This window comes from Yoonia ponticola (assembly GCF_014199395.1).
Lineage (GTDB): Bacteria > Pseudomonadota > Alphaproteobacteria > Rhodobacterales > Rhodobacteraceae > Yoonia > Yoonia ponticola.
In genome coordinates this window covers 323,000-343,822 of record NZ_JACIJM010000004.1, presented here as the reverse complement: position 1 = coordinate 343,822, position 20,823 = coordinate 323,000, and the positions used below count along the sequence as shown (strand labels likewise).

Annotated in this window: 19 protein-coding genes; 13 read left to right on the top strand and 6 right to left on the bottom strand. The window is 57.4% G+C overall.

What is annotated here, in order from left to right:
• The 7 genes from FHS72_RS09060 (at nucleotide 1) to FHS72_RS09030 (ending at nucleotide 7,865) form a co-directional block, all read left to right on the top strand.
• Nucleotides 1-1,170 (top strand): beta-barrel domain-containing protein, encoded by a 1,170-nt coding sequence (locus FHS72_RS09060; protein WP_183528245.1) that lies wholly within the window; start codon nucleotides 1-3, stop codon nucleotides 1,168-1,170.
• 326 nt (nucleotides 1,171-1,496) lie between these two features.
• The gene (locus FHS72_RS09055) at nucleotides 1,497-3,071 is read left to right on the top strand and encodes a Re/Si-specific NAD(P)(+) transhydrogenase subunit alpha (protein ID WP_183528243.1); all 1,575 of its coding nucleotides are present in this window, start codon (nucleotides 1,497-1,499) and stop codon (nucleotides 3,069-3,071) included.
• A gap of 12 nt (nucleotides 3,072-3,083) precedes the next feature.
• Entirely contained in the window at nucleotides 3,084-4,517 is a 1,434-nt protein-coding gene (locus tag FHS72_RS09050) for an NAD(P)(+) transhydrogenase (Re/Si-specific) subunit beta (RefSeq protein ID WP_183528241.1), read from the top strand.
• A gap of 219 nt (nucleotides 4,518-4,736) precedes the next feature.
• Nucleotides 4,737-5,459, top strand: a complete 723-nt coding sequence (locus FHS72_RS09045; RefSeq protein WP_183528239.1) for a hypothetical protein — start codon at nucleotides 4,737-4,739, stop codon at nucleotides 5,457-5,459.
• 468 nt (nucleotides 5,460-5,927) lie between these two features.
• Nucleotides 5,928-6,659, top strand: coding sequence for a universal stress protein (locus tag FHS72_RS09040; RefSeq protein WP_183528237.1), 732 nt, complete (start codon nucleotides 5,928-5,930; stop codon nucleotides 6,657-6,659).
• Between the two features lie 127 nt (nucleotides 6,660-6,786).
• Entirely contained in the window at nucleotides 6,787-6,969 is a 183-nt protein-coding gene (locus FHS72_RS09035) for a hypothetical protein (protein WP_183528235.1), read from the top strand.
• A gap of 224 nt (nucleotides 6,970-7,193) precedes the next feature.
• A complete protein-coding gene (locus FHS72_RS09030) occupies nucleotides 7,194-7,865 on the top strand; it encodes a HupA family protein (protein WP_183528233.1) in 672 nt (223 codons plus the stop codon).
• Nucleotides 7,866-7,960: 95 nt separating this feature from the next.
• On the opposite strand, the gene FHS72_RS09025 is transcribed toward FHS72_RS09030, so the two are convergent.
• On the bottom strand, nucleotides 7,961-8,503 hold the full coding sequence (locus FHS72_RS09025; protein ID WP_183528231.1) for a pseudouridine synthase: 543 nt from the start codon (nucleotides 8,501-8,503) through the stop codon (nucleotides 7,961-7,963).
• Between the two features lie 328 nt (nucleotides 8,504-8,831).
• On the opposite strand from FHS72_RS09025, the gene FHS72_RS09020 reads away from it, so the two are divergent.
• From FHS72_RS09020 to FHS72_RS09010, 3 genes are all read left to right on the top strand, one after another.
• Nucleotides 8,832-10,004 carry a type III PLP-dependent enzyme gene (locus FHS72_RS09020; RefSeq protein ID WP_183528229.1) on the top strand — a complete coding sequence of 391 codons (1,173 nt, stop codon included), beginning with the start codon at nucleotides 8,832-8,834 and terminating at the stop codon, nucleotides 10,002-10,004.
• A gap of 127 nt (nucleotides 10,005-10,131) precedes the next feature.
• Nucleotides 10,132-11,412: a DUF3422 family protein gene (locus FHS72_RS09015; protein WP_183528227.1), complete on the top strand. Its 1,281-nt coding sequence runs from the start codon at nucleotides 10,132-10,134 to the stop codon at nucleotides 11,410-11,412.
• Between the two features lie 126 nt (nucleotides 11,413-11,538).
• Nucleotides 11,539-12,702 (top strand): M20 aminoacylase family protein, encoded by a 1,164-nt coding sequence (locus tag FHS72_RS09010; protein WP_183528225.1) that lies wholly within the window; start codon nucleotides 11,539-11,541, stop codon nucleotides 12,700-12,702.
• A gap of 108 nt (nucleotides 12,703-12,810) precedes the next feature.
• On the opposite strand, the gene moaA is transcribed toward FHS72_RS09010, so the two are convergent.
• Nucleotides 12,811-13,815, bottom strand: a complete 1,005-nt coding sequence (gene moaA / locus FHS72_RS09005) for a GTP 3',8-cyclase MoaA (RefSeq protein ID WP_183528223.1) — start codon at nucleotides 13,813-13,815, stop codon at nucleotides 12,811-12,813.
• A 50-nt stretch (nucleotides 13,816-13,865) separates the two neighbouring features.
• On the opposite strand from moaA, the gene FHS72_RS09000 reads away from it, so the two are divergent.
• Complete coding sequence (locus FHS72_RS09000; protein WP_343042665.1) at nucleotides 13,866-14,396, top strand: D-galactarate dehydratase; 531 nt, start codon at nucleotides 13,866-13,868, stop codon at nucleotides 14,394-14,396.
• A gap of 12 nt (nucleotides 14,397-14,408) precedes the next feature.
• Here the strand turns inward: FHS72_RS09000 and FHS72_RS08995 are convergent, their stop codons facing one another.
• The 3 genes from FHS72_RS08995 to glmU are packed head-to-tail and all read right to left on the bottom strand — an operon-like array spanning nucleotide 14,409 to nucleotide 18,274.
• On the bottom strand, nucleotides 14,409-15,098 hold the full coding sequence (locus tag FHS72_RS08995; RefSeq protein ID WP_183528221.1) for a DNA alkylation repair protein: 690 nt from the start codon (nucleotides 15,096-15,098) through the stop codon (nucleotides 14,409-14,411).
• Nucleotides 15,095-16,918 carry a glutamine--fructose-6-phosphate transaminase (isomerizing) gene (gene glmS / locus FHS72_RS08990; RefSeq protein ID WP_183528219.1) on the bottom strand — a complete coding sequence of 608 codons (1,824 nt, stop codon included), beginning with the start codon at nucleotides 16,916-16,918 and terminating at the stop codon, nucleotides 15,095-15,097. Before glmS ends, FHS72_RS08995 begins: the two co-directional genes overlap by 4 nt.
• 3 nt (nucleotides 16,919-16,921) lie before the next feature.
• Nucleotides 16,922-18,274 carry a bifunctional UDP-N-acetylglucosamine diphosphorylase/glucosamine-1-phosphate N-acetyltransferase GlmU gene (gene glmU / locus FHS72_RS08985; RefSeq protein WP_183528217.1) on the bottom strand — a complete coding sequence of 451 codons (1,353 nt, stop codon included), beginning with the start codon at nucleotides 18,272-18,274 and terminating at the stop codon, nucleotides 16,922-16,924.
• 119 nt (nucleotides 18,275-18,393) lie between these two features.
• Between glmU and FHS72_RS08980 the strand changes: the two genes are divergently transcribed.
• Both FHS72_RS08980 and FHS72_RS08975 read left to right on the top strand, forming a co-directional pair.
• On the top strand, nucleotides 18,394-19,053 hold the full coding sequence (locus FHS72_RS08980; protein WP_183528215.1) for an HAD family hydrolase: 660 nt from the start codon (nucleotides 18,394-18,396) through the stop codon (nucleotides 19,051-19,053).
• Nucleotides 19,054-19,131: 78 nt separating this feature from the next.
• Nucleotides 19,132-20,328, top strand: a complete 1,197-nt coding sequence (locus FHS72_RS08975) for a DegT/DnrJ/EryC1/StrS family aminotransferase (RefSeq protein WP_183528213.1) — start codon at nucleotides 19,132-19,134, stop codon at nucleotides 20,326-20,328.
• On the opposite strand, the gene FHS72_RS08970 is transcribed toward FHS72_RS08975, so the two are convergent.
• Nucleotides 20,325-20,774 carry a CreA family protein gene (locus tag FHS72_RS08970; protein WP_183528211.1) on the bottom strand — a complete coding sequence of 150 codons (450 nt, stop codon included), beginning with the start codon at nucleotides 20,772-20,774 and terminating at the stop codon, nucleotides 20,325-20,327. The two genes, FHS72_RS08975 and FHS72_RS08970, sit on opposite strands and share 4 nt — an antisense overlap.
• Nucleotides 20,775-20,823 lie beyond the last annotated feature (49 nt).

The following is a 20,823-nucleotide window of genomic DNA, read 5'->3' as shown; positions in this document are numbered from 1 at the left end:
ATGGCCACAGTAGACGCAGAATTCTCGGGCAAAATGCGCGGATCGAGCATGACCATTTGGTTGGTTGGTGCGACGGTGCTGGTGTTTCTGGCTTGGGCAAAGTTCGCATTCTTGGATGAAATCGTGCGGGCAGAGGGCGAAGTCGTCTCGGCCTCGCGGCCCCAGATTATCCAGAACCTTGAAGGCGGGATTCTTGCGGAACTGCTGGTCAGCGAAGGCGAGATCGTGGAGCATGGTGATGTGATCGCCAAACTGCGCGGTACGAATTTCCAAACCAGCGTCGCGGATCTGGAAGATCAGGTTTTGGCGCTCGAAGTGCGGCGCTTGCGGCTTGAGGCCGAAATCGCGGGTGCGTTCGAATTTGAAGTCCCTGCGCAGATTGCAGCCCGTAGCCCGAATATCGTGGCGTCCGAGCGTGCTTTGCTTGCCGCCCGTCAGTCCGATTACACGTCCAAGGTCGAAGGCGCCCGCCGTGTGATGGTGGAAACCAAGCGTGAACTGGACTTGATGGAAGACATGCTGGCCCGCGAGATCGTCGCGTTGATCGAGGCCACGAAGGCCCGCAAGGCCCATGCTGACGCTGAAATCCGCTACAATGAAATCGTAACGGGAGCCGAATTGGAACGTGCTGCGGGCTATTCCGAGACGTTGCAGGAACTCGCGCAACTGGGGCAGGGGCTGCGTCAAGCGAATGACCAGTTGTCGCGCACAGTGATTACGTCCCCGATGCGCGGCGTTGTGAATAACCTGTCGATCACCACAATCGGCGGCGTTGTCCGTCCGGGTGAGGAGATCGCGCAGATCACGCCACTGGGCGACGAGCTGTTTGTTGAGGCACGAGTGAAACCGCAGGACGTCGCAAACGTCGTGGCGGGGCAGCGGGCGACGATCAAGTTCTCGGCTTATGATTATACGATCTACGGGTCGATGACCGGCGAAGTGCAATTTGTCAGTGCCGATACCTTCAAAGACGACCGCCAGCCGGACGCTGATCCGCACTATAAGGTCACGCTGCGGGTGGACCGTGATGATCTGGACCAACGTCAAAGCCAGATCGCCATGCGCCCCGGTTTGCAAGCGTCGGTTGAACTGCACACAGGCGAGAAGTCCGTGCTGCAATATCTGACCAAGCCGCTGTATCGGTCACGTGAGGCGCTGCACGAGCCATAGGGGGGGGCGGCAACGCTGACCCTGTGGACCGCGCCTGTGGGTCAAGTCGGGGTGGATTCGGGGCTGTACTGCGCATCTGGAATACTAGTATTGCATTATTTCTGTTGATACCTGCGATCACTTAAATGATCGGTGGTGCGTCGCGTGCGTTTTAAGGAAAGCGTTCTGAAACAACGGCTTCCTGCGACGTTTGGCCACTGCCTTTGACTGCCTTAATACCGCTTTAGCCCGCCACAGATGATTGCAAACAGCCCCACCCATCCTTGCGCAATTTTGTTACGCACGGTAATGCGGGTGCAGCAACAATCATAAGTGGGGGAACGCCTGTGAAAATCGGTGCGCCAAACGAAGTCTTTCCGGGTGAAGATCGCGTCGCAATGACGCCAGCTTCGGCCAAAGATTTGCAGAAACTTGGATACGAGTGTTTGATCGAATCCGGCGCGGGCCAATCCGCAGGTTTCTCTGATGCAACCTATACAGAAGCCGGTGTCGCGGTCGTCAAATCGGCCAAAGACCTTTGGGCTGCTGCAGATATCGTCGCCAAAGTCCGTCCACCGTCAACGGACGAAACCAAGCTGATGCGCGCGGATCAAACGTTGATTTCGTTCTTCTACCCTGCTCAGAACAAAGAGCTGATGGACGCCGCCAACGCCCAAGGGTCTACCGTGATCGCGATGGACATGGTGCCACGTATTTCACGCGCCCAAAAGATGGACGCGCTGTCGTCGATGGCGAATATCGCGGGCTACCGTGCGGTGATTGAGGCGGGTAACAACTTTGGCCGTTTCTTTACAGGGCAGGTGACTGCTGCGGGTAAAGTACCCCCTGCGAAGGTTCTGGTTGTCGGTGCTGGTGTGGCCGGATTGGCCGCGATTGGTACAGCAACATCGCTTGGCGCGATTACATATGCGTTCGACGTGCGGCCTGAAGTGGCTGAACAAGTTGAATCGATGGGCGCTGAATTTGTCTTCCTCGACTTTGAAGAAGAGCAGACAGATGGTGCCGCGACTGGTGGCTACGCCGCTGTGTCGTCGCCTGAATTTGCGGCAGCCCAGCTTGCGAAATTCCGCGAGATCGCACCAGACATCGACATTGTGATCACCACTGCGTTGATCCCGGGCCGCGATGCGCCGGAACTGTGGACCAAGGATATGGTCGACAGCATGAAACCGGGTTCGGTTATTGTCGACCTTGCAGCGGAACGCGGTGGCAACTGTAAGCTGACTGTGATGGACGAGAAAGTTGTCACCGACAACGGCGTGACCATCATCGGCTACACCGACTTCCCGTCCCGCATGGCCGCGCAATCGTCCACGCTATACGCCACAAACATCCGTCACATGATGACCGATCTGACACCCGAAAAAGACGGTGTGCCAAATCACAACATGGAAGACGACGTGATCCGTGGGGCCACCGCGACGCACAAAGGCGAGATCACATTCCCGCCGCCACCGCCAAAGGTCGCAGCGATTGCAGCACAGCCGAAAAAGCCTGCGCCAAAAGAACTGACGCCGGAAGAAAAACGCGCCGCTGAAACAGCAGCGTTCAAGGCGCAGACCAAATCCCAAGTGACGCTGATCGCTGTGGGGGCCGCAGTTCTGCTGGCCATTGGTTTGGTTGCACCAGCCAGCTTTATGCAGCACTTTATCGTGTTCGTATTGTCCGTCTTCATCGGTTTCCAAGTGATCTGGGGCGTCGCCCACAGTCTTCACACACCGCTGATGGCTGTCACTAACGCAATCTCAAGCATCATCATTCTGGGCGCTTTGACCCAGATCGGATCGGGATCGGCGCTGGTTGTTATCTTGGCTTCACTGGCCGTGTTCATGACTGGCATCAACATTTTCGGCGGCTTCCTTGTGACACGGCGTATGCTCGCCATGTTCCAAAAGTCTTAAGGGGTTAGAATTATGGATTTCGGATTTACTACAGCGGCTTACGTGGTCGCAGCCGTTCTTTTCATTCTCTCTCTCGGGGGCTTGTCAGGACAGGAAAGCGCGAAACGTGCCGTATGGTACGGGATTGTTGGCATGGGCTTGGCGGTTCTCGCCACGCTGATCGGACCGGGTTCCGGTTTCTGGTTGCTCTCGCTTATTCTGATCGTGGGCGGCGGGGCTATCGGCTACGTTCTCGCGACCAAAGTGCAGATGACGCAGATGCCAGAACTGGTAGCCGCGATGCACAGCCTTGTTGGTTTGGCTGCCGTGTTCGTAGGCTTTATCGCGCATTTTGAATTGAACCGCGTGATGGGTATGGCTGCAGACGAGATGCACGATCTGGGCACCTTTGCGACGCTTTTGGCGCATAAGTCTCCGGTTGAGATCAACATTCTGCGCGTTGAATTGTTCTTGGGCATCTTTATTGGTGCGGTGACATTCACCGGATCGGTCATTGCTTACGGCAAACTGGCGGGCAAAGTGGACTCAGCGGCTGTTAAGCTGCCGGGCGGTCACATGCTGAACATCGGCGCGGCTGCCCTGACTGTTCTGACGCTGATCTGGTACTTCAACACGGGCGGGTTCTTCCCATTGTTCTTGATGACCTTGGCGGCGCTGTTCATCGGCTACCACCTGATCAAAGGCATCGGCGGCGCGGATATGCCCGTCGTTGTGTCCATGCTGAACAGCTATTCAGGCTGGGCGGCGGCGGCGATTGGTTTCTCGCTCGGCAACGACCTGTTGATCGTTGTGGGTGCGCTGGTTGGCTCGTCCGGTGCGATTTTGTCCTACATCATGTGTAAGGCGATGAACCGGTCGTTCATTAGCGTGATCTTGGGCGGCTTTGGTGGCCCACAGGGCGAACAGATGGCCGTTGAAGGCGAACAGGTTGCGATTGATGCGGATGGTGTTGCCAGCGCATTGAACGAGGCTGATAGCGTCATCATCATTCCAGGGTACGGGATGGCCGTCGCACAAGCACAGCAAGGCGTGGCCGAACTGGTGCGCAAACTGCGCGCACAGGGCAAGAACGTGCGTTTCGCGATCCACCCTGTTGCGGGCCGTCTGCCCGGTCACATGAACGTCCTGCTGGCCGAAGCCAAAGTGCCGTATGACATCGTGATGGAAATGGACGAGATCAACGACGACTTCCCGAATACGGACGTCGCGATCGTGATCGGCTCGAACGACATCGTGAACCCAGCGGCCCAAGACGACCCGAACAGCCCAATCGCGGGTATGCCGGTTCTGGAATGCTGGAAAGCGAAACAAGTGTTTGTGTCCAAGCGTGGGCAAGGTACTGGATACTCCGGTATCGAAAACCCGCTGTTCTTCAAGGACAACACACGCATGTTCTACGGCGACGCAAAAGCATCCCTCGATGCGCTGCTGCCAAAGATCGACTAAGCGCGATCCCATAAAATGCGACCAAAGACCGGCCATATTCTGGCCGGTCTTTTGCGTTTGAGGGGCACCGTGCATGGGGTGCTCGCCTTTGGATTGCAGATCATTAAAACTTGACGGGAATCGTCTGAGCGGCCAGAATTTAGCCACAATTTGAATAATTTAGGCGCAATTGAATCTCTAAAATAGAAACAATAGCGCCTCTCATAAAAGGTTTGTTCCATGTTGGTTTACAATGTTCCGAAAATCGCCGTCACTCTCTGCGCCGCTGCGCTTTTTTTATCCGCATGCGGGTCCAGTAGTTCGACCAGCCAAAGCGGCGTTTTGTCCGCCAGCAGCATCAATCTACGCATGGCCGAGGCGGACGCAGCATTCCTGAAAGTGGTGGGCGATGGCACCGATGAAAATCCGGGCTTTGCGGGCACAAAGTTTGATGCGATCCCGACATCAGGCAGTGCCGTCTATCGCGGCTTTAGCACGGTCGAGATCAACGACGGCGACGACATGGTTCTGGACGCGGTTGGCATCGCCAACGTCAACGTGAACTTTGGCGCGACCGGCACCGAAGATGTGGTGACAGGCAATCTGCGCAATATGCGGGCGGTTAATGCGAACGGCGATACGGGCTACGTGTCCGGCGAGCTGTTGCTCAGCGGTGGGGCGATCGGCAAAGACTTTGACGATGCACCAGACGATGCGCGGCAGAATAGCCTGTTCTCTGACTACGCAGGCACGCTGACAGTACTGGGCGAGACATACGGCCTCGCAGGCGAGCTACAGGGTCAGTTGCACGGCACACGGACCAACGAAGGCGCACGTTCCGTTGTGCGCGGTGTCAGCCTGTCGGACGAAGACAGCGCAGTCGCAGCATCCGTCTCGGGCCTGACCGCGAATATCAGCGTGACAGCCGACAACGAACTTCCAGAGGCGGTGGTGGCGCCTTAACGCGACGCTTTTCGCGATAGGCCCCGGCCTATTGGGGGTGAGATACGATAGAGAAATGGCCCTGCAGGAAACTGCGGGGCCTTTTGGGTTTTGATGGAGGTGTGGGGTTTGCAGGACAAAGCCGACATTGCCGCCGATGATATGGGCGGCTGCTTTCGATAAATGATGTCACAACCAAGCTGATCCCGTACTTTTTTCATGAGCGGGTGTGGTTGCATTCACAGGTGGTATCGAGCGGAAAACCAGTGCTGCCGTCCACTGACATTGATTTTTTCCTTCGTTCCCTGTATAGGTAACGAGACGGACCAAGAAGACTGGCATGTTGCCGGATTTGAAGCGGTTGCTGGAACATGATGTCCAAGCTGCCTGCAGGGTCCAAATAGACCGATCCGAACAGGGTGGTCGCAACCCACATCATTCAGACAGTTACTGCCGATTGCTTTTCAATCGCAGTGAAGAAGGAACACCATGACCAGTTATGCACAAACAAGAGTGTCGAACCCCTCCGGCCACTTTGAAACACCGGATCATGTCTTGAGCGACGTCAATCTCGGCCACGCTGACAAGGTGAAAATATTAAAGTCGATGGCTGCCGATGCGGATCAAAATCTGGAGGCAACATCCGAGGGCATGGCCGGATCAACCCCGTCCTACAACGCGGAAGATCTACAGTCCGCCCTCATTCAACTCGAAAATGTCAAAGATGTTGAAGGCGTAGAGACCACGGACGTCCAAACAGCGCGCTTCCAACGCATCATGGTTCTCACGACAGTCGATCAGCCTCTTAACTGCGAAGTGGCTGGCGTCGCCTTTGACATGGCCGAGAGCGTGGGGGGCAAGGTCTGCTTGCTCAATGTTGTTCCAACAGCCTTCGCGGGGGCAGGACTGGCGGCAGCAGGACCAATGGTCACCGCCGTTCCCCTTGTCGCGACTGATGATGCGCAAATCATCGAAGATCGCCGCGATCAGATCGAAGAGCTGAAGACCGCCTGCGGTTCAAGTGTCGAAACCAAAATCGAGGTGCGTATAGGCCAAATCGAGGAGGTCATCGTCGCGTTTGCCGATGAGTTTGACGCGGATCTCATCGTCGTTGGTTCCCCAAACAGATCTTGGCTTGAAGCGTTTCTCGACACTTCGGTCGCCCGCAGGGTTACGAGATCGGCACTCTGTCCGGTTCTGATCGTACCTGAACCAGCATAACAGTTTTTCTCACATCTTCAGTCAAAAGCTCTTTGCCGCAAAGCTGTCCGGCTTTGCGGCCAGAACGGTGCGCGGCTTGTTGCGACACGTTACACCATTGCACACACGAATTTTAAGGAGACCACTCATGGCCAATCTGGCTAAAACGATCATTTTTACATCCGGCACGTCCCCGAAAGAAACGCCGCTGGATAAGACAACGCGCATTGTGAGACGCATCAACGAAGACGAGGCAGAACTCCGTCATCAAAAAACAGCACGACTTCGCAAAGCGCGGTTTGACAGTGATGCTGACACACCGAACTCGTAACGCAAAAGCTGACATCCGTGGACTGCGCAACATTTGGAACAACGGGCTCGGTGCTGCCATTCGCGACCTCAGCGCCCCATGCAAATTGTCCCGTCTATTTCGTTTCAACAGATCGTTTCGCGTATCGCTACAGTCTGTGTCGTGGGTATCGCTATGTTTTCCTGTAGATTTTGTCTAAACGTTAACGGGTTATTAATACGTTAATGTCTCTCAGGAGTTTTCAGATGTCCCGTATGACCAAAATGAGCCTGTCCGTCGCAAGCCTTGTGGCGCTGGCCGCCTGTGGTGGCTCTGGTGGCTCGTCCAGCTTTGACGCCCTTGTCGACCGCGCGGCGGAGATGGATAAAGATGCGGAGCGGATTGCAAAATTTTCCGGCACCGCATTCACAGCGATGCCGACATCCGGTTCTGCCAGCTTTGACGGGGGCGCGTCGATCTTTATCGATCCTGTGTTTGAAACGGACCCCGATGATATCGCGCTGATCGGTGACGTGACATTGACCGCCAATTTCGGGGCGGGGACGATGACAGGGGCCATTACAAATCTTGCGGGTCTCACGGACATATCGCTTAATAGTGCTGACGTTCTTGCGGTGTCAGGAGAGGTCGCGATTGGCGATAGCCTGTCGATCATCGGTGACGATGAAGATGATAACCTGACGTATCGCCCGAACGACTGGTTGGCGGATTACACGGGTGATCTGACCATTGATGGCGACAGCTATGTGGTCGAAGGCTTTCTGAATGGCCAGTTTCTTGGCACACGTGTCAATCCGACCGGAGGCCAAAGCGTTGTGAAAGCCGTGGTTGGTTTCGACAGTGACGGCTTTGCAACTGTGAACGGTGGCGTGGAAGAAGTTGATACCTATGTCGAAATCTTTGGCGAAAATCGTTAGGCCTGTCGGGCTGTTATCAGCATGACATGATGAAGCGGCTTCGGCGTTTTGCCGAGGCTGTTTCTGTTTGCCGAGGCTGTTTCTGGGCGTGGGGCTTAGGCGTCGCGCCATTTGCCTTGGGCGATCCCGTCGAGCGTCCAGTGCCCGATCCGCCAACGCACCAACCGCAGCGTGGGAAAGCCGATGTGGGCGGTCATCCGGCGCACTTGGCGGTTGCGACCCTCGGAAATGCTGATCTCGATCCATGTGTCTGGGATTGTCTTGCGCACACGCACGGGCGGCACGCGGTCCCATAGGGCAGGCGGGTCGATCAGCGCGACCTTGGCGGGCCGTGTTAGTCCGTCTTTGAGGGTCACACCGTCGCGCAGAGCTTGCAGATCGGCATCCGTCGGGCTGCCTTCTACTTGGACGTAGTAGGTTTTCGGCAGCTTGTGTTTTGGATTACTGATCTGGGCTTGCAGTTTGCCGTCGTCGGTCAGGATCAACAGCCCCTCGCTATCGCGGTCAAGCCGACCTGCGGGATAGACATGCGGCACATCGACGAAATCCGACAACGTCCGCCGTTTGGTGGGCGATTTTGCGTCAGTGAACTGCGAGAGCACGTCGAAGGGTTTGTTCAGTAAAATGGTGCGAGACATGGGGCAGGTCTAATCGCAACCGCCGCGCCGGGCAAGACGTGCGGGACGCTTGCCAGCGGGGCGAGTTGTTACGGCGAAATGAAGGGCAGGGCGCAGTACATATGCGTGATCTGCATGGCGCGAAACTTTTTTTGGGTGCTGTGCATTTTGTATCTTGCAACGAATCCGTTTTCGCCGCAAATGCAGATTTATAGACGCCAACGCACGCGCCTCTGGCCGGTGAAAGTCAACGCACACGTGTTTACGTAGCGACGGTAACGTCTCCCTTGGAACTGAGCGGTCTTTGGTGGGCGATGCCCATTATGGCCGGGTCTACTGGAGATGACCCATGACTTATCACTTTTCGCCCGCTGTGGCGTCCTCTGTTGCTGATTCCCTGTCAAAGCTGGATGCGTTTGTCGCACGCCGTGTGTTTGATCGCCCGACGCTGGTGGTTGATCTGGATCGCGTGGCGACCCAATACAACGCGCTGAAAGCAGGCTTAGGCCGTGCAGATATTCACTATGCCGTCAAAGCAAACCCTGCACGTGAAGTGATTGCCCGCTTGGTTGATCTGGGGTCGCACTTTGATGCAGCGTCGAAGGCTGAAATCAAGCTGTGTCTGGACGAGGGTGCAACGCCGGATCAGGTGTCCTTTGGCAACACGATCAAACGGGCGTCTGATATTGCTTGGGCTTACGACGAAGGTATTCGTTTGTTCGCAGCGGATGCTGACGAAGAGTTGGAAAAGCTTGCGGCACACGCGCCGGGCGCGTCCGTCTATGTACGTCTGATTGTTGAGACATCCGAGGCTGATTGGCCGTTGTCACGCAAGTTTGGCTGTGACCGCGACACTGCGCTGCGTCTGTTGGATTATGCGGTTGCCTTGGGCCTGAATCCGGTTGGGTTCTCGTTCCATGTGGGGTCGCAAACACGCAAAGCTGAAATGTGGGCGCCGTCCTTGGATGCGATGGCTGCGATCTGGCATGCCGCGCGCGCTGCGGGGCACGACCTGACATTGCTCAACATTGGCGGTGGTTTTCCCGCGTTCTACGGCGAAGCGATTGAAGCCCCAACCAGCTACGCATCCCGCGTGATGGCGCAGGTCACTGACCGTTTTGGCGAGGTCGCCAAGATCATGGCAGAGCCGGGCCGTGGTATGGTCGCAGAGGCTGGCGTGATCGTCGCCGAAGTGATGCTGGTGTCGCGTAAATCAGAGCGCGACATGCACCGCTGGGTTTACTTGGACATTGGCCGTTTTTCAGGCTTGGCCGAGACTGAAGGCGAGGCGATCCGCTACCAGTTTGAAACTGCGCGTGACGACGACCCGATGGGGCCGTGCATTCTGGCGGGGCCTAGCTGTGATAGCGCCGATGTGCTGTACGAAAAGCGCCCGATGCAGATGCCGATGACGCTGAAATCTGGCGACCGCGTGCTGATCCGCAATACAGGTGCGTACACATCGACCTATTCGAGCGTGTGTTTCAACGGCTTCCCGCCGCTGGATGTTGTTGTGATCTAAGGGATTTGTGACGATAGCTGCGTACGGTATACGATTGTACGCAGCTAACACATTCATTTAGAACGATTTTTTCTTTACCTGACCGGATTTGGCGTTACATTGCCGTGATGCTAGATAGGTCACGCCCATGTCCCCGATAAAAGATCACCCGTTGCGCTATCCGATGGCGAACGAATTGCACGCCCGCCCGTTTCCGATTGTGGCGGCGCCGAGCAAGGCGGCGTATCTTGCGCTGAAGCCTGCGTCGAACGCGGCGGGGCGGGACCGTGAAGCGGATCGCCTGCATTTGATCGCGCTGCTGGATCGGTTCGGGGCACAACATCCGCAGCCGGACGCGACCCATTATTCGGGGCAAATCGGGAAATACATGCTCAAGTGGGAAAGCCACACAGAGTTTGTGACCTATACGGTGTTTGGCGATGGCAATGCGCAGCGCCCGTTCGATTCCAAAACCTTTGATGTGTTCCCGCAAGATTGGTTGGACGATGCGCCGGGGGTGCGGATCACGTCCGCGTTGATCCGTGTTGAGACGGCTGAGGGTGACGACGGTATTCTGGGCAAAGTTGTGGATTGGTTTGTACCAGAGAGCCTCGCCGTCAGTCGCGTGTTGGATGACGGGCTGGTTGTGGCAGGTGATTTTCGGATTGATGTGGCGGGCCACATGCGCTTTGCGGTGTTTGCACGGCCAGAGACCGGACCGCAGCGCACAGGCCGCGTCGTGCAGCGATTGTGCGAGATCGAGACTTATAAGGCAATGTCGATGCTGGGCCTTGCAATGGCCCGTGATCTGGGCCCCAAAATGGGCGCGATTGACCAGCGATTAACGGCTATGCTGGCGGATATGACGGGGGCGGATGCGCGTCCGGAAACCGTGTTGTATGAATTGCTAACGGCATCGGCTGAGTTGGAGAATATCGTGGCGCAGACGTCGTTCCGGTTTGGGGCGACGGGGGCTTACGAGACGATTGTGAACCAACGGATCGGGGTGCTGCGCGAGGACCGCTTTGCGGGGCGACAGACCTTTGGTGAATTTATGATGCGGCGCTTTGATCCGGCGATGCGGACGGTGACATCGACCCAAGACCGCCTGCATGCGATGTCGAACCGCGCCCAACGCGCGAGCGATCTGCTGCGGACACGGGTGGATGTGGAACGATCAGCACAGAATCAGGACTTGCTCACGTCGATGGACAGGCGGGCTGATCTGCAATTGCGGCTGCAAAAGACGGTTGAAGGGCTGTCTGTCGTGGCGATCAGTTATTACGCGGTGAATTTAGTGCTGTATGTGCTTGGGCCGCTTGAGAAACTCTATGATGTGCCCAAGGTGATGATGGGTGCGATTGCCACGCCGCTGGTGTTGCTGGCCGTCTGGATGATGGTGCAGCGTATACATAAAAAAATGCACTGACGCCGAATTTTCGCGAAAATTCATACGATTTTTCTGGAAAAATCGGCGCGGGTGGCGCGGTTTGTTTGCTTGTTCTCGCGGCGTGCATTGGGCAAGGTGCATCTACATTATCAAGTAGGACCCATCATGCCCGTCAAGAATCGTTTTGCTGAATTGCTGCCCGACATCACTGCGTGGCGCAGGGATTTGCACGAAAACCCCGAGATCCTGTTCGAGACCCATCGCACCTCTGGGATCGTTGCGGAAAAGCTGACGGCGTTTGGCTGTGAAGAGGTTGTGACCGGCATCGGGCGCACCGGCGTCGTGGGCGTGATCAAGGGCAAGACGGATACTGCTGGCCGCGTGATTGGCCTGCGGGCTGACATGGACGCGCTGCCGATCCACGAGGAAACCGGCCTGCCTTATGCGTCGAAAACCGATGGCGCGATGCATGCTTGTGGCCATGATGGACACACCGCGATGCTGCTGGGGGCTGCGCAATATCTGGCCGAGACCCGCAATTTCGATGGCACTGTTGTCGTGATCTTCCAACCTGCCGAAGAGGGCGGCGGCGGCGGGCGCGAGATGTGCGAGGACGGCATGATGGACCGTTTCGGCATCCAGGAGGTCTACGGGATGCATAATTGGCCGGGCGTGCCGCTTGGGTCTTTTGCGATCCGGTCTGGGCCGTTTTTTGCAGCGACTGATCAGTTTGACATCACGATTGAGGGGCAGGGTGGTCATGCCGCAAAACCACAGGAGACCGTGGATTCGGTGCTCGTGGCGGCGCATGTTGTGACCGCATTGCAAAGCATTGTCAGCCGCAATGTGGACCCCGTGGAACAGGCCGTGGTGTCGGTGACATCGGTGGAAAGCAGTTCCAAAGCGTTCAACATCATCGCGCAATCGGTGCGTCTGAAAGGTACAATCCGGACCTTGACGCGCGAGATGCGGGCCTTGGGCGAGGAACGCTTGCACAGATTGGTGTATGCGACCTGTGAAGCCTACGGCGCGACCGCAAAAATCACCTTCATCAAAGGCTACCCGCCGATGGTGAACCACGTAGAACAGACCGACTTTGCGGCGTCCGTGGCGGCCTCTGTGGCTGGCAAATGCGACGAGGCCCCGTTGATCATGGGCGGCGAAGATTTCGCCTATATGCTAGAAGAACGCCCTGGCGCTTATATTCTGGTCGGCAATGGTGACACGGCAGCGGTGCATAACGCGGCGTATAATTTTAGCGACGAAGCGATCCCTGCTGGGTGTTCGTGGTGGGCCGAGATTGTGGAGCAGCGGATGCCAGCGGCGTAAGTGAACGCGGGCCGCGCGCTGGGGGCCGTTGATGTGCAGCCTCCGGCGGGGATTTGAAGAGAGCCAAAGAAGCGGGGCGGTGTGCCCTACTTTTTTGTTTGCTCTGTATTAACCGCCCGTATGCGACATGTGGCGGCTGACTTTACCGTCGGCTTTTTGACGGGAGTAGTCAAAGTCGTGGCCTTTGGGTTTCAGCGCGATGGCGGCTCGAATGGCGTCTTCGAGGTGCGCATCGGATTCGCTGGACCGCAGCGGGCCGCGCAGGTCGGAATGGCCTTCTTGTCCCAAGCAGGTGTAGATTTCGCCGGTGCAGGTCACGCGCACGCGGTTGCAGCTTTCGCAGAAATTATGCGACAGCGGCGTGATAAATCCGATCTTTTGCTGCGTGTCGTCAAGGCGCACGTAGCGGGCGGGGCCGCCTGTGCTTTCTGGTAGATCCGTCAGTGTGGTCCGTTCGGCCAACCGTGCGCGGAGGTTTTCGAGCGACCAATATTGCGTGATCCGGTCCTCGTTGCCGATATCGCCCATTGGCATCACTTCGATAAAGGTGATGTCCATGTCGCGCGACGCGCACCAATCGGTGAGCGTGAAAAGTTCGTCCTCATTGAAGCCCGCAAGTGCGACGGTATTGATTTTGACGCGCATCCCCGCTTTTTGCGCCGCATCAATGCCGCGGATGACTTGGGGCAGGCGGCCCCAGCGGGTGATGTCCGCGAATTTCTGCTCGTCGAGCGTATCCAGTGATACGTTGATCCGTTTCACGCCCGCTGCGGCCAATTGGGCTGCGTATTTTTCAAGTTGGCTGCCGTTGGTTGTCACGGTCAGTTCTTCCAGCGCACCGCTGTCCAGATGCCGGGTCATGGACTGAAAGAACGTCATGATATCGCGGCGCACCAGCGGTTCGCCCCCTGTGATCCGCAGCTTTTTCACGCCAAGTCCGATGAAAGACGAACACAGGCGGTCCAATTCTTCGAGCGATAACAATTCCTTCTTCGGCAGGAACGTCATGTTTTCGGACATGCAGTACACGCAGCGGAAGTCGCACCTGTCGGTGACGGAAACCCGAAGGTAGGAAATGGCGCGGGCGAATGGATCAATCAATGGCTGTGTCATGAGGCGAACGTAGGGGGCGGCGCGGACCTGCGCAAGGTAGCCAAAGGTCCTTGCGTCGGCATATTGACACGATTAACCTCACACACATGAAATTGATCTATATTCTCCCCGTCTTATCCCTTGCCGCTTGTACCGATCCCGCGTGGCAATTGGCGCCGTCTGGTAGTGCTGCTGTGAATGCGGCGGCGGGAACGTCTGTCGTTCCTGCGGAAACCCTGAACCCTGCGCCGCCACCGCCACCCCCTGCTGCGGCCCGCACCGTCGAGGATTTTGACACCACGTCAGCCGAAGATCGTGCGGCGGCTGTGGCCGTGGCCGAACCTGCGGGCGAGCAATCGCTGGGCACCACGAACATCTCGCTCGGGCCACCTGCACAGCCGGGCATTTGGTTAGAGACCGGATTGGTCACGGAACTGACCCAAGGCCGCGTTGAAAACCCTGCGAACGGCAAGTCCGTGAATTTGGAACTGCGCCCATCGGGCGGTCCGGCCACGGCAGGCAGCCAGATGAGCCTTGCTGCCTTGCGTCTTTTGGACGTGCCGTTGACCGCGTTGATCGACGTAAAAGTCTACCGCAAGTAAGTTTACAAAGCGTTACGCTTCGGGGGCGGCTGGCAGTTTGCTGGCCGCTTCTTTACGTGCGAATGGCTTCATCTGGTCGCCGTATTCTTCCAAAAACGCGCGGGTGCGGGGCTGGTCGTGGGTCGAAAGATCGCGCAGCCACCATGCCACGGCTTTCTGGATGAACCAGTCGGGGTCGGTCACATAGGTCGCAGCCCAGCCCAAGATACGCTCGCGGGCTTCTTCTTCGGCAGGTTTCGGGTGGTTCTGTTTGGTCCACGGTAGGGTCATCACAAGGGCTGCGCGTTTGGTCCACATGTGGTCGGACGTGATCCATGTCTCGACTTCGTCCAGCCGTGACGGGTCCGCAACCAGACGTTTTTGCCCAGCGATGCAAGCGTGGTCCGAGATGGCCCATGCGTCGAATGTCGGCACCCATCCGGTGATAATGTCCCAGACGCGGGAATCATCGGGTTTGATCCGCGCTTGCGACAGTAATTTCGCGCCTGCGACCATGCCTTCGTGGATGTTTGTGGCCCATAGGTCTTGGGCCAATTGCAAGCGGTTATCGAACGACAGCTCTGCCCGCCATGCTTTTACATGAACGTCGATTTCGGGGTTCGCTAGGCCCAGATAGGGGCGGTCATTTTTGTGGTAGCTGGCCATGCCAACCGCCTTCAGAGGGTCGCCGCCGAGGGCTGCGATGGCGTCATCTACGTTCATTCGACTGTCACTGACTTGGCTAGGTTGCGGGGTTGATCGACGTCTGTGCCTTTGGCAATCGCGGTGTGATAGGCGAGCAATTGGGCAGGGACGGCGTAGAGGATTGGCGCAAGGAAGGCGTCGATTTCGGGCATGATGATCGTGTCCCAGACCCCGTCGCCAGCTTCAGCCGCGCCCTGTTTGTCGGTGATTAACAGCACCTTGCCGCCGCGTGCCATGACCTCTTGCATGTTGGAGACTGTTTTCTCGAACAGGCTGTCACGCGGGGCCATGACGATGATCGGCACGTTTTCATCGACCAACGCGATGGGCCCGTGTTTTAGTTCACCTGATGCATAAGCTTCGGCGTGGATGTAGCTGATTTCTTTGAGTTTTAGCGCACCCTCATGGGCGAGCGGATACATCGCGCCACGGCCCAGAAACAGGATATCGCGGGCCTCTGCCAGTTGCCGTGCGATGGTTTTGCATTTGTCCTCAATGCCCAAAGCGAGGTTAATCACACCGGGCAGCGCCCGCAGTCGGGACAGATTTTCAGAGACTTCGGCATCGGTCAAATGATCACGCGCGCGGGCGGCTTCAATGGCGAGGATCGCAAGCGTTGTCAGTTGACAAGTGAATGCCTTGGTTGAGGCGACGCCGATTTCCGCACCAGCCAAAATCGGCAGCGCCAGATCGCTTTCGCGGGCGATGGTGCTGGTTTCGACGTTGACGATCGACAAGATCGTATCCGCCTTGCCTTTCATGTAGCGCAGGGCGGCGAGCGTGTCGGCGGTTTCGCCGGATTGCGACACGAACAGGGCTGCCGTGCCAGCGGTCACAGGCGGTTCGCGGTAGCGGAATTCAGACGCCACGTCGATTTCAACCGGCATCCGTGCGACCTGTTCGAACCAGTATTTCGCGACCATACAGGCGTAATAGGCCGTGCCACAGGCGACCATCGTCATGCGTTCGATTTTGGCAAAGTCGATGCCGCTTTCGGGCAGGGTCACAGCGTCCGCATTCGGGCTGATGTAGTGGGACAAGGCACCTTGCAGCACGGTCGGCTGCTCTGCGATTTCTTTCGACATAAAGTGCTTGTGGCCGGCCTTATCGACGCTCGCGTTGCTGATCTCGATGACTTTCATTTCGCGGTTGGTCTGTTGTCCGGTCTCATCGCGGATTTCCACGGAAGTCCGCGTGATAATCGCCCAATCGCCTTCATCCAGATAGGTGATGCGGTCGGTCATTGGGGCCAGCGCAATCGCGTCAGAGCCTACGAAATTTTCTCCGTCGCCGTGACCAATCGCCAGCGGCGATCCTTTGCGGGCGGCGATCAGCAGGTCGTCTTCACCGTCGAACAAGAAACACAGCGCATAAGCGCCTTCGAGCATCGCAATCGTTTTCTCGGCGGCTTCGCGTGGCGCAAGCCCCGCATCAAGGTGATATTGCGCGAGCAGGGCGACGGTTTCAGTGTCGGTATCGGTGGAATAGGTGATGTTGTTTTCGGCCAGAAACGCCCGCAATTCACGGAAATTCTCGATAATCCCGTTATGCACAACTGCGACGCCAGCGGCGCGGTGCGGGTGTGCGTTGCCAACAGTCGGCGCACCGTGTGTCGCCCAACGTGTGTGACCGATGCCGGATTTCCCAGCCAGCGGTTCATGCACCAGCAAATCCGACAGGTTCACGAGTTTCCCAAGGGCGCGGCGACGTTCGAGCCTATCCTCGTGGATCGTCGCAATGCCTGCGCTGTCATAGCCGCGATATTCGAGCCGTTTCAGGCTATCAACAAGGATCGGGGCCGCTTGGTTATTGCTTAATACGCCAACAATTCCGCACATGACTTAATGTCCTTTCGACTGCTTGGCTTTGCGGGCCCGCAGTATATCAAATAGTTTCGTAGCGAAGCCTGCTTTGGTGACTTGGCGCGCGCGGCCCAGCCCCAATGCGCCGTCCGGCACGTCGTCAGAGATCACCGATCCGCTGCCTGTCATCGCGCCGTTGCCGACGGTGACGGGGGCCACAAGCATTGTGTTCGACCCGATAAAGGCGTTCGCCCCGATAGTTGTATGGTGTTTGAAAAAGCCGTCATAGTTGCAGGTGATTGTTCCTGCGCCGATATTTGCTTTTTCGCCGATGGTCGCGTCGCCGATGTAAGACAGGTGGTTGACCTTGGCACCCGCAGCGATTTGGGCGTTCTTGATTTCCACAAAGTTACCGACTTTGGTGTTCTCGGCCAGTTCCGCACCCGGGCGCAGACGTGCGTAGGGACCGATGATTGAGCCGCGCGAGACGTGGCAGCCTTCGAGGTGGCTAAACGCGCGGATGGTTGTGCTGGATTCAATCGTCACACCGGGGCCAAAGACCACGTTGGGTTCCACGATGGTGTCGCGGCCGATCACCGTGTCATGGGCGAAATAGACCGTGTCGGGGTCGGATAGGGTGATGCCGTCTTCCATTGCCGCGATACGCGCACGGCGCTGGAACTGCGCCTCTGCACCCGCCAGTTCAGCGCGGGAGTTGACGCCCAGCGTTTCGCTCTCGTCGCAGCTGACCACTGTCGCAGTGAGGCCCTGATCGCGGGCGATGCCGATGATGTCAGTGAGGTAGTATTCGCCAGACGCATTGTCATTGCCGACCTTGTCGATCAGATCAAACAAGGTCGTCGCATTCGCCATGATAACGCCACTATTACAAAGCGTTATGGCGCGTTCGGCGTCCGTGGCGTCTTTGAATTCTACGATCCGCTCAAGCGTGTCACCAGTGGTCACAAGACGCCCGTAGCGGCCCGGATCAGCAGCCTCGAACCCCAGCACGATAATGTCGTGGGATGCGCGGGCTGTCGCCATTGCCTCTAACGTTTCAGGCTGGATGAATGGGGTGTCGCCGTAAAGTACAAGCGCGTCGCCATCAAAGCCGTCCAGCGCCGTTTTCGCCTGTGCGACCGCGTGGGCCGTGCCCAGTTGTTCGCTTTGCAAAACGGTCGTCACATCGGGGTCCCAGTCCAGCGCTGCCGCTTCGACTTGTTCGGACCCATGTCCTGCCACGATCACAGTTTTTTCCGGCTCTAACGATGCGCCAGCTTTCATCGCGTGGACGAGCATCGGCGCACCAGCGATGTGGTGCAGCACTTTGGGCATGTCGGAATTCATGCGCGTGCCCATGCCTGCGCCAAGGATGATTAATGCTGTGGTCATAATACCGCCTTAAATATCGAGTTGCGCACCTTCTACCTGAGGATGGTGCAACCGCAAGGGCGGGGGCTTCACTTCGCCTTACACATCGTTACAGAAGGGGTAACGGCAAGGAGATGCAGATGCGCACAGTGGTTTTTGATTTGGACGGCACGCTTGCCGATACCAGTGGCGATTTGCTGGCGGCGGCGAATAGTTGTTTTCGCGGTTTGGGTCTGGATGATCTTTTGACGCCCGCTGATCGTGGGACTGCGCTGAAAGGCGGGCGGGCGATGCTGCGGCTCGGGTTCTCGCGGGTCACGGGCTACGGCGAAGACGAAGTGGACCGTCAGTATCAGGCGCTGCTGGACGCCTATGCTCTCGCGATTGACACGCATACGGTGTTCTACCCCGGTGCGATGGAGGCGGTGCGTGCGCTCAAAGACGACGGTTACGTGGTCGCGATCTGCACCAATAAACCCGAAGCATTGGCGCACACGCTATTAACCAGCCTTGGTGTGCGCGACGAATTTGCAGCGCTGTTGGGCGCGGATAGCCTGCCTGTGCGCAAGCCTGATCCAGAACATCTGTTTGAAACCGTGCGCCGTGCGGGTGGCCATATCGACAAGTCGATATTGATCGGGGACACCGTGACGGACCGCGATACGTCGAAGAACGCAGGGCGTCCGTCGATCCTTGTCACCTTTGGGCCGGGGGATGACGATGTGCGCGATTTGAAACCCGAAGGCTTGATCGGGCATTTCGACGAATTGCACGGCGAAGTCCGCCGCTTGATCGGGTAATCTGAAACGGCGGGTCAGTTAATCAAAACGGCGTCACGCGCCATTGACCCCGCCCGCAGCTATCGGCACATTTCCACCATGACAGACATTTTCACCGGCAGTTTCACCCAGCAAGAACCAATCCCCAAAGCAGGCATCGCCGCCGCCTTGGCCGTGATGCAAAGCGGGCGCTTGCACCGATATAACACGCATGGGGACGAGGTGGCCGAGGCCGCTTTGCTGGAAGAAGAATTCGCCGCTTTGGTTGGCTCTAAATATTGCTTGGCGGTGGCGTCGGGCGGCTATGCGATGACCACGGCGTTGCGGGCCTGCGGCGTGGGTCACGGCGATCACGTGCTGACGAATGCCTTTACGCTGGCCCCTGTACCCGGTGCGATTGCGGCGGTGGGGGCGGTGCCTGTATTTGTGGGCGTGACTGAAGGCCTTGTGATTGATCTGGACGATCTGGAAGCAAAACTGGATCAAGCCCGCGTCTTGCTGCTGTCGCACATGCGCGGTCATATCTGCGACATGGACCGCCTGATGGCGATGTGTGACGCGGCGGGTGTCGTCGTGATTGAGGATTGCGCGCACACGATGGGCGCTGCGTGGCGCGGTGTACCATCAGGGCGCTGGGGCAAATTTGGCTGTTATTCGACGCAGACCTACAAGCATATGAATTCGGGCGAGGGCGGCTTGCTGATTTCCGACGACGCGACCGGCATGGCCCGCGCAATCATGTTGTCCGGTAGCTATATGCTATTCGAAAAACACCGCGCCGCACCACCTGCGGAGACATTTGCGCAGATCAAATACGAGACGCCGAATATTTCGGGGCGGATGGACAACTTGCGGGCGGCGATCCTGCGGCCGCAACTGGCGGATTTACAGGCGCAATGTGATCGCTGGAACGCGCTATACGGTGTTGTGGATGCGGGGCTTGCGGATACGCCGGGGCTGACGCGCATTACGCGGCCAGACGCCGAAAGCTATGTCGCGTCGTCGCATCAATTCTTGCTGCTGGACTGGGACGAAGCGGCGATTGCCGAGGTTATCACCCGTTGCGAGGCACGCGGCGTCGCGCTGAAATGGTTCGGCGGGGCAGAGCCAACTGGTTTCACATCGCGCTACGATAGCTGGCGTTATGCGCCATCCGCCCCAATGCCAAAAAGCGATCGCATCCTGAAAGGCATCATCGACATGCGCCTGCCGCTGACGTTCAGCGTGGATGATTGCGCATTGATCGCACGGATCATTCGCGCCGAAGTGTCAGCGGTCTATCAAGCCACCGCTTAGTCGGTTTGGTACAGCGGGATCGTCGAGATCGACATTTTCGCGGACCCTTGGCTTAACTCGGACGCATGGGCCAAGTAGATCAGCGTGTTGTTTCCCGCGTCAAAGATCCGTTTGACCCGTAGGGATTTTAGCACAATCGATTGGCGCTCGCGGAACACTTGTTCACCGTCCGAGCCGCGATCAATATCACCGATCACAATCGGGCCGGTTTGGCGGCAATCAATGCTGGCATTTGACGGGTCTTCGAACCAATTTCCGTTGGAAATCCGGTCAAGGAACGAGCGCTCGAAATAGGCGATGTGGCAGGTGACGCCTTGCACTTCGGGGTCTTGTATCGCTTCGATAATGATATCGTTGCCAACCCAATCGACGCCCACGCGCCCAACTTCGTCGGCCAGCAATCCGGTCGGCAAAACCGCTAAAGCGGCTGCAATAATCGTTTTCATGGTCGCTACATCCCCTATTCTATTGTTCAAATAGTCCGCAAGGCAGTGC

Coding starts and splice junctions, on each gene's coding strand:
- glmU (WP_183528217.1), bottom strand. CDS start 18,274: ATGACCACAGCATTAATCATCCTTGGCGCAGGCATGGGCACGCGCATG.
- FHS72_RS08980 (WP_183528215.1), top strand. CDS start 18,394: ATGCGCACAGTGGTTTTTGATTTGGACGGCACGCTTGCCGATACCAGT.
- FHS72_RS08975 (WP_183528213.1), top strand. CDS start 19,132: ATGACAGACATTTTCACCGGCAGTTTCACCCAGCAAGAACCAATCCCC.
- FHS72_RS09020 (WP_183528229.1), top strand. CDS start 8,832: ATGACTTATCACTTTTCGCCCGCTGTGGCGTCCTCTGTTGCTGATTCC.
- moaA (WP_183528223.1), bottom strand. CDS start 13,815: ATGACACAGCCATTGATTGATCCATTCGCCCGCGCCATTTCCTACCTT.
- FHS72_RS09030 (WP_183528233.1), top strand. CDS start 7,194: ATGTCCCGTATGACCAAAATGAGCCTGTCCGTCGCAAGCCTTGTGGCG.
- FHS72_RS09025 (WP_183528231.1), bottom strand. CDS start 8,503: ATGTCTCGCACCATTTTACTGAACAAACCCTTCGACGTGCTCTCGCAG.
- glmS (WP_183528219.1), bottom strand. CDS start 16,918: ATGTGCGGAATTGTTGGCGTATTAAGCAATAACCAAGCGGCCCCGATC.
- FHS72_RS09040 (WP_183528237.1), top strand. CDS start 5,928: ATGACCAGTTATGCACAAACAAGAGTGTCGAACCCCTCCGGCCACTTT.
- FHS72_RS09010 (WP_183528225.1), top strand. CDS start 11,539: ATGCCCGTCAAGAATCGTTTTGCTGAATTGCTGCCCGACATCACTGCG.
- FHS72_RS09050 (WP_183528241.1), top strand. CDS start 3,084: ATGGATTTCGGATTTACTACAGCGGCTTACGTGGTCGCAGCCGTTCTT.
- FHS72_RS09015 (WP_183528227.1), top strand. CDS start 10,132: ATGTCCCCGATAAAAGATCACCCGTTGCGCTATCCGATGGCGAACGAA.
- FHS72_RS08995 (WP_183528221.1), bottom strand. CDS start 15,098: ATGAACGTAGATGACGCCATCGCAGCCCTCGGCGGCGACCCTCTGAAG.
- FHS72_RS09045 (WP_183528239.1), top strand. CDS start 4,737: ATGTTGGTTTACAATGTTCCGAAAATCGCCGTCACTCTCTGCGCCGCT.
- FHS72_RS09035 (WP_183528235.1), top strand. CDS start 6,787: ATGGCCAATCTGGCTAAAACGATCATTTTTACATCCGGCACGTCCCCG.
- FHS72_RS09060 (WP_183528245.1), top strand. CDS start 1: ATGGCCACAGTAGACGCAGAATTCTCGGGCAAAATGCGCGGATCGAGC.
- FHS72_RS08970 (WP_183528211.1), bottom strand. CDS start 20,774: ATGAAAACGATTATTGCAGCCGCTTTAGCGGTTTTGCCGACCGGATTG.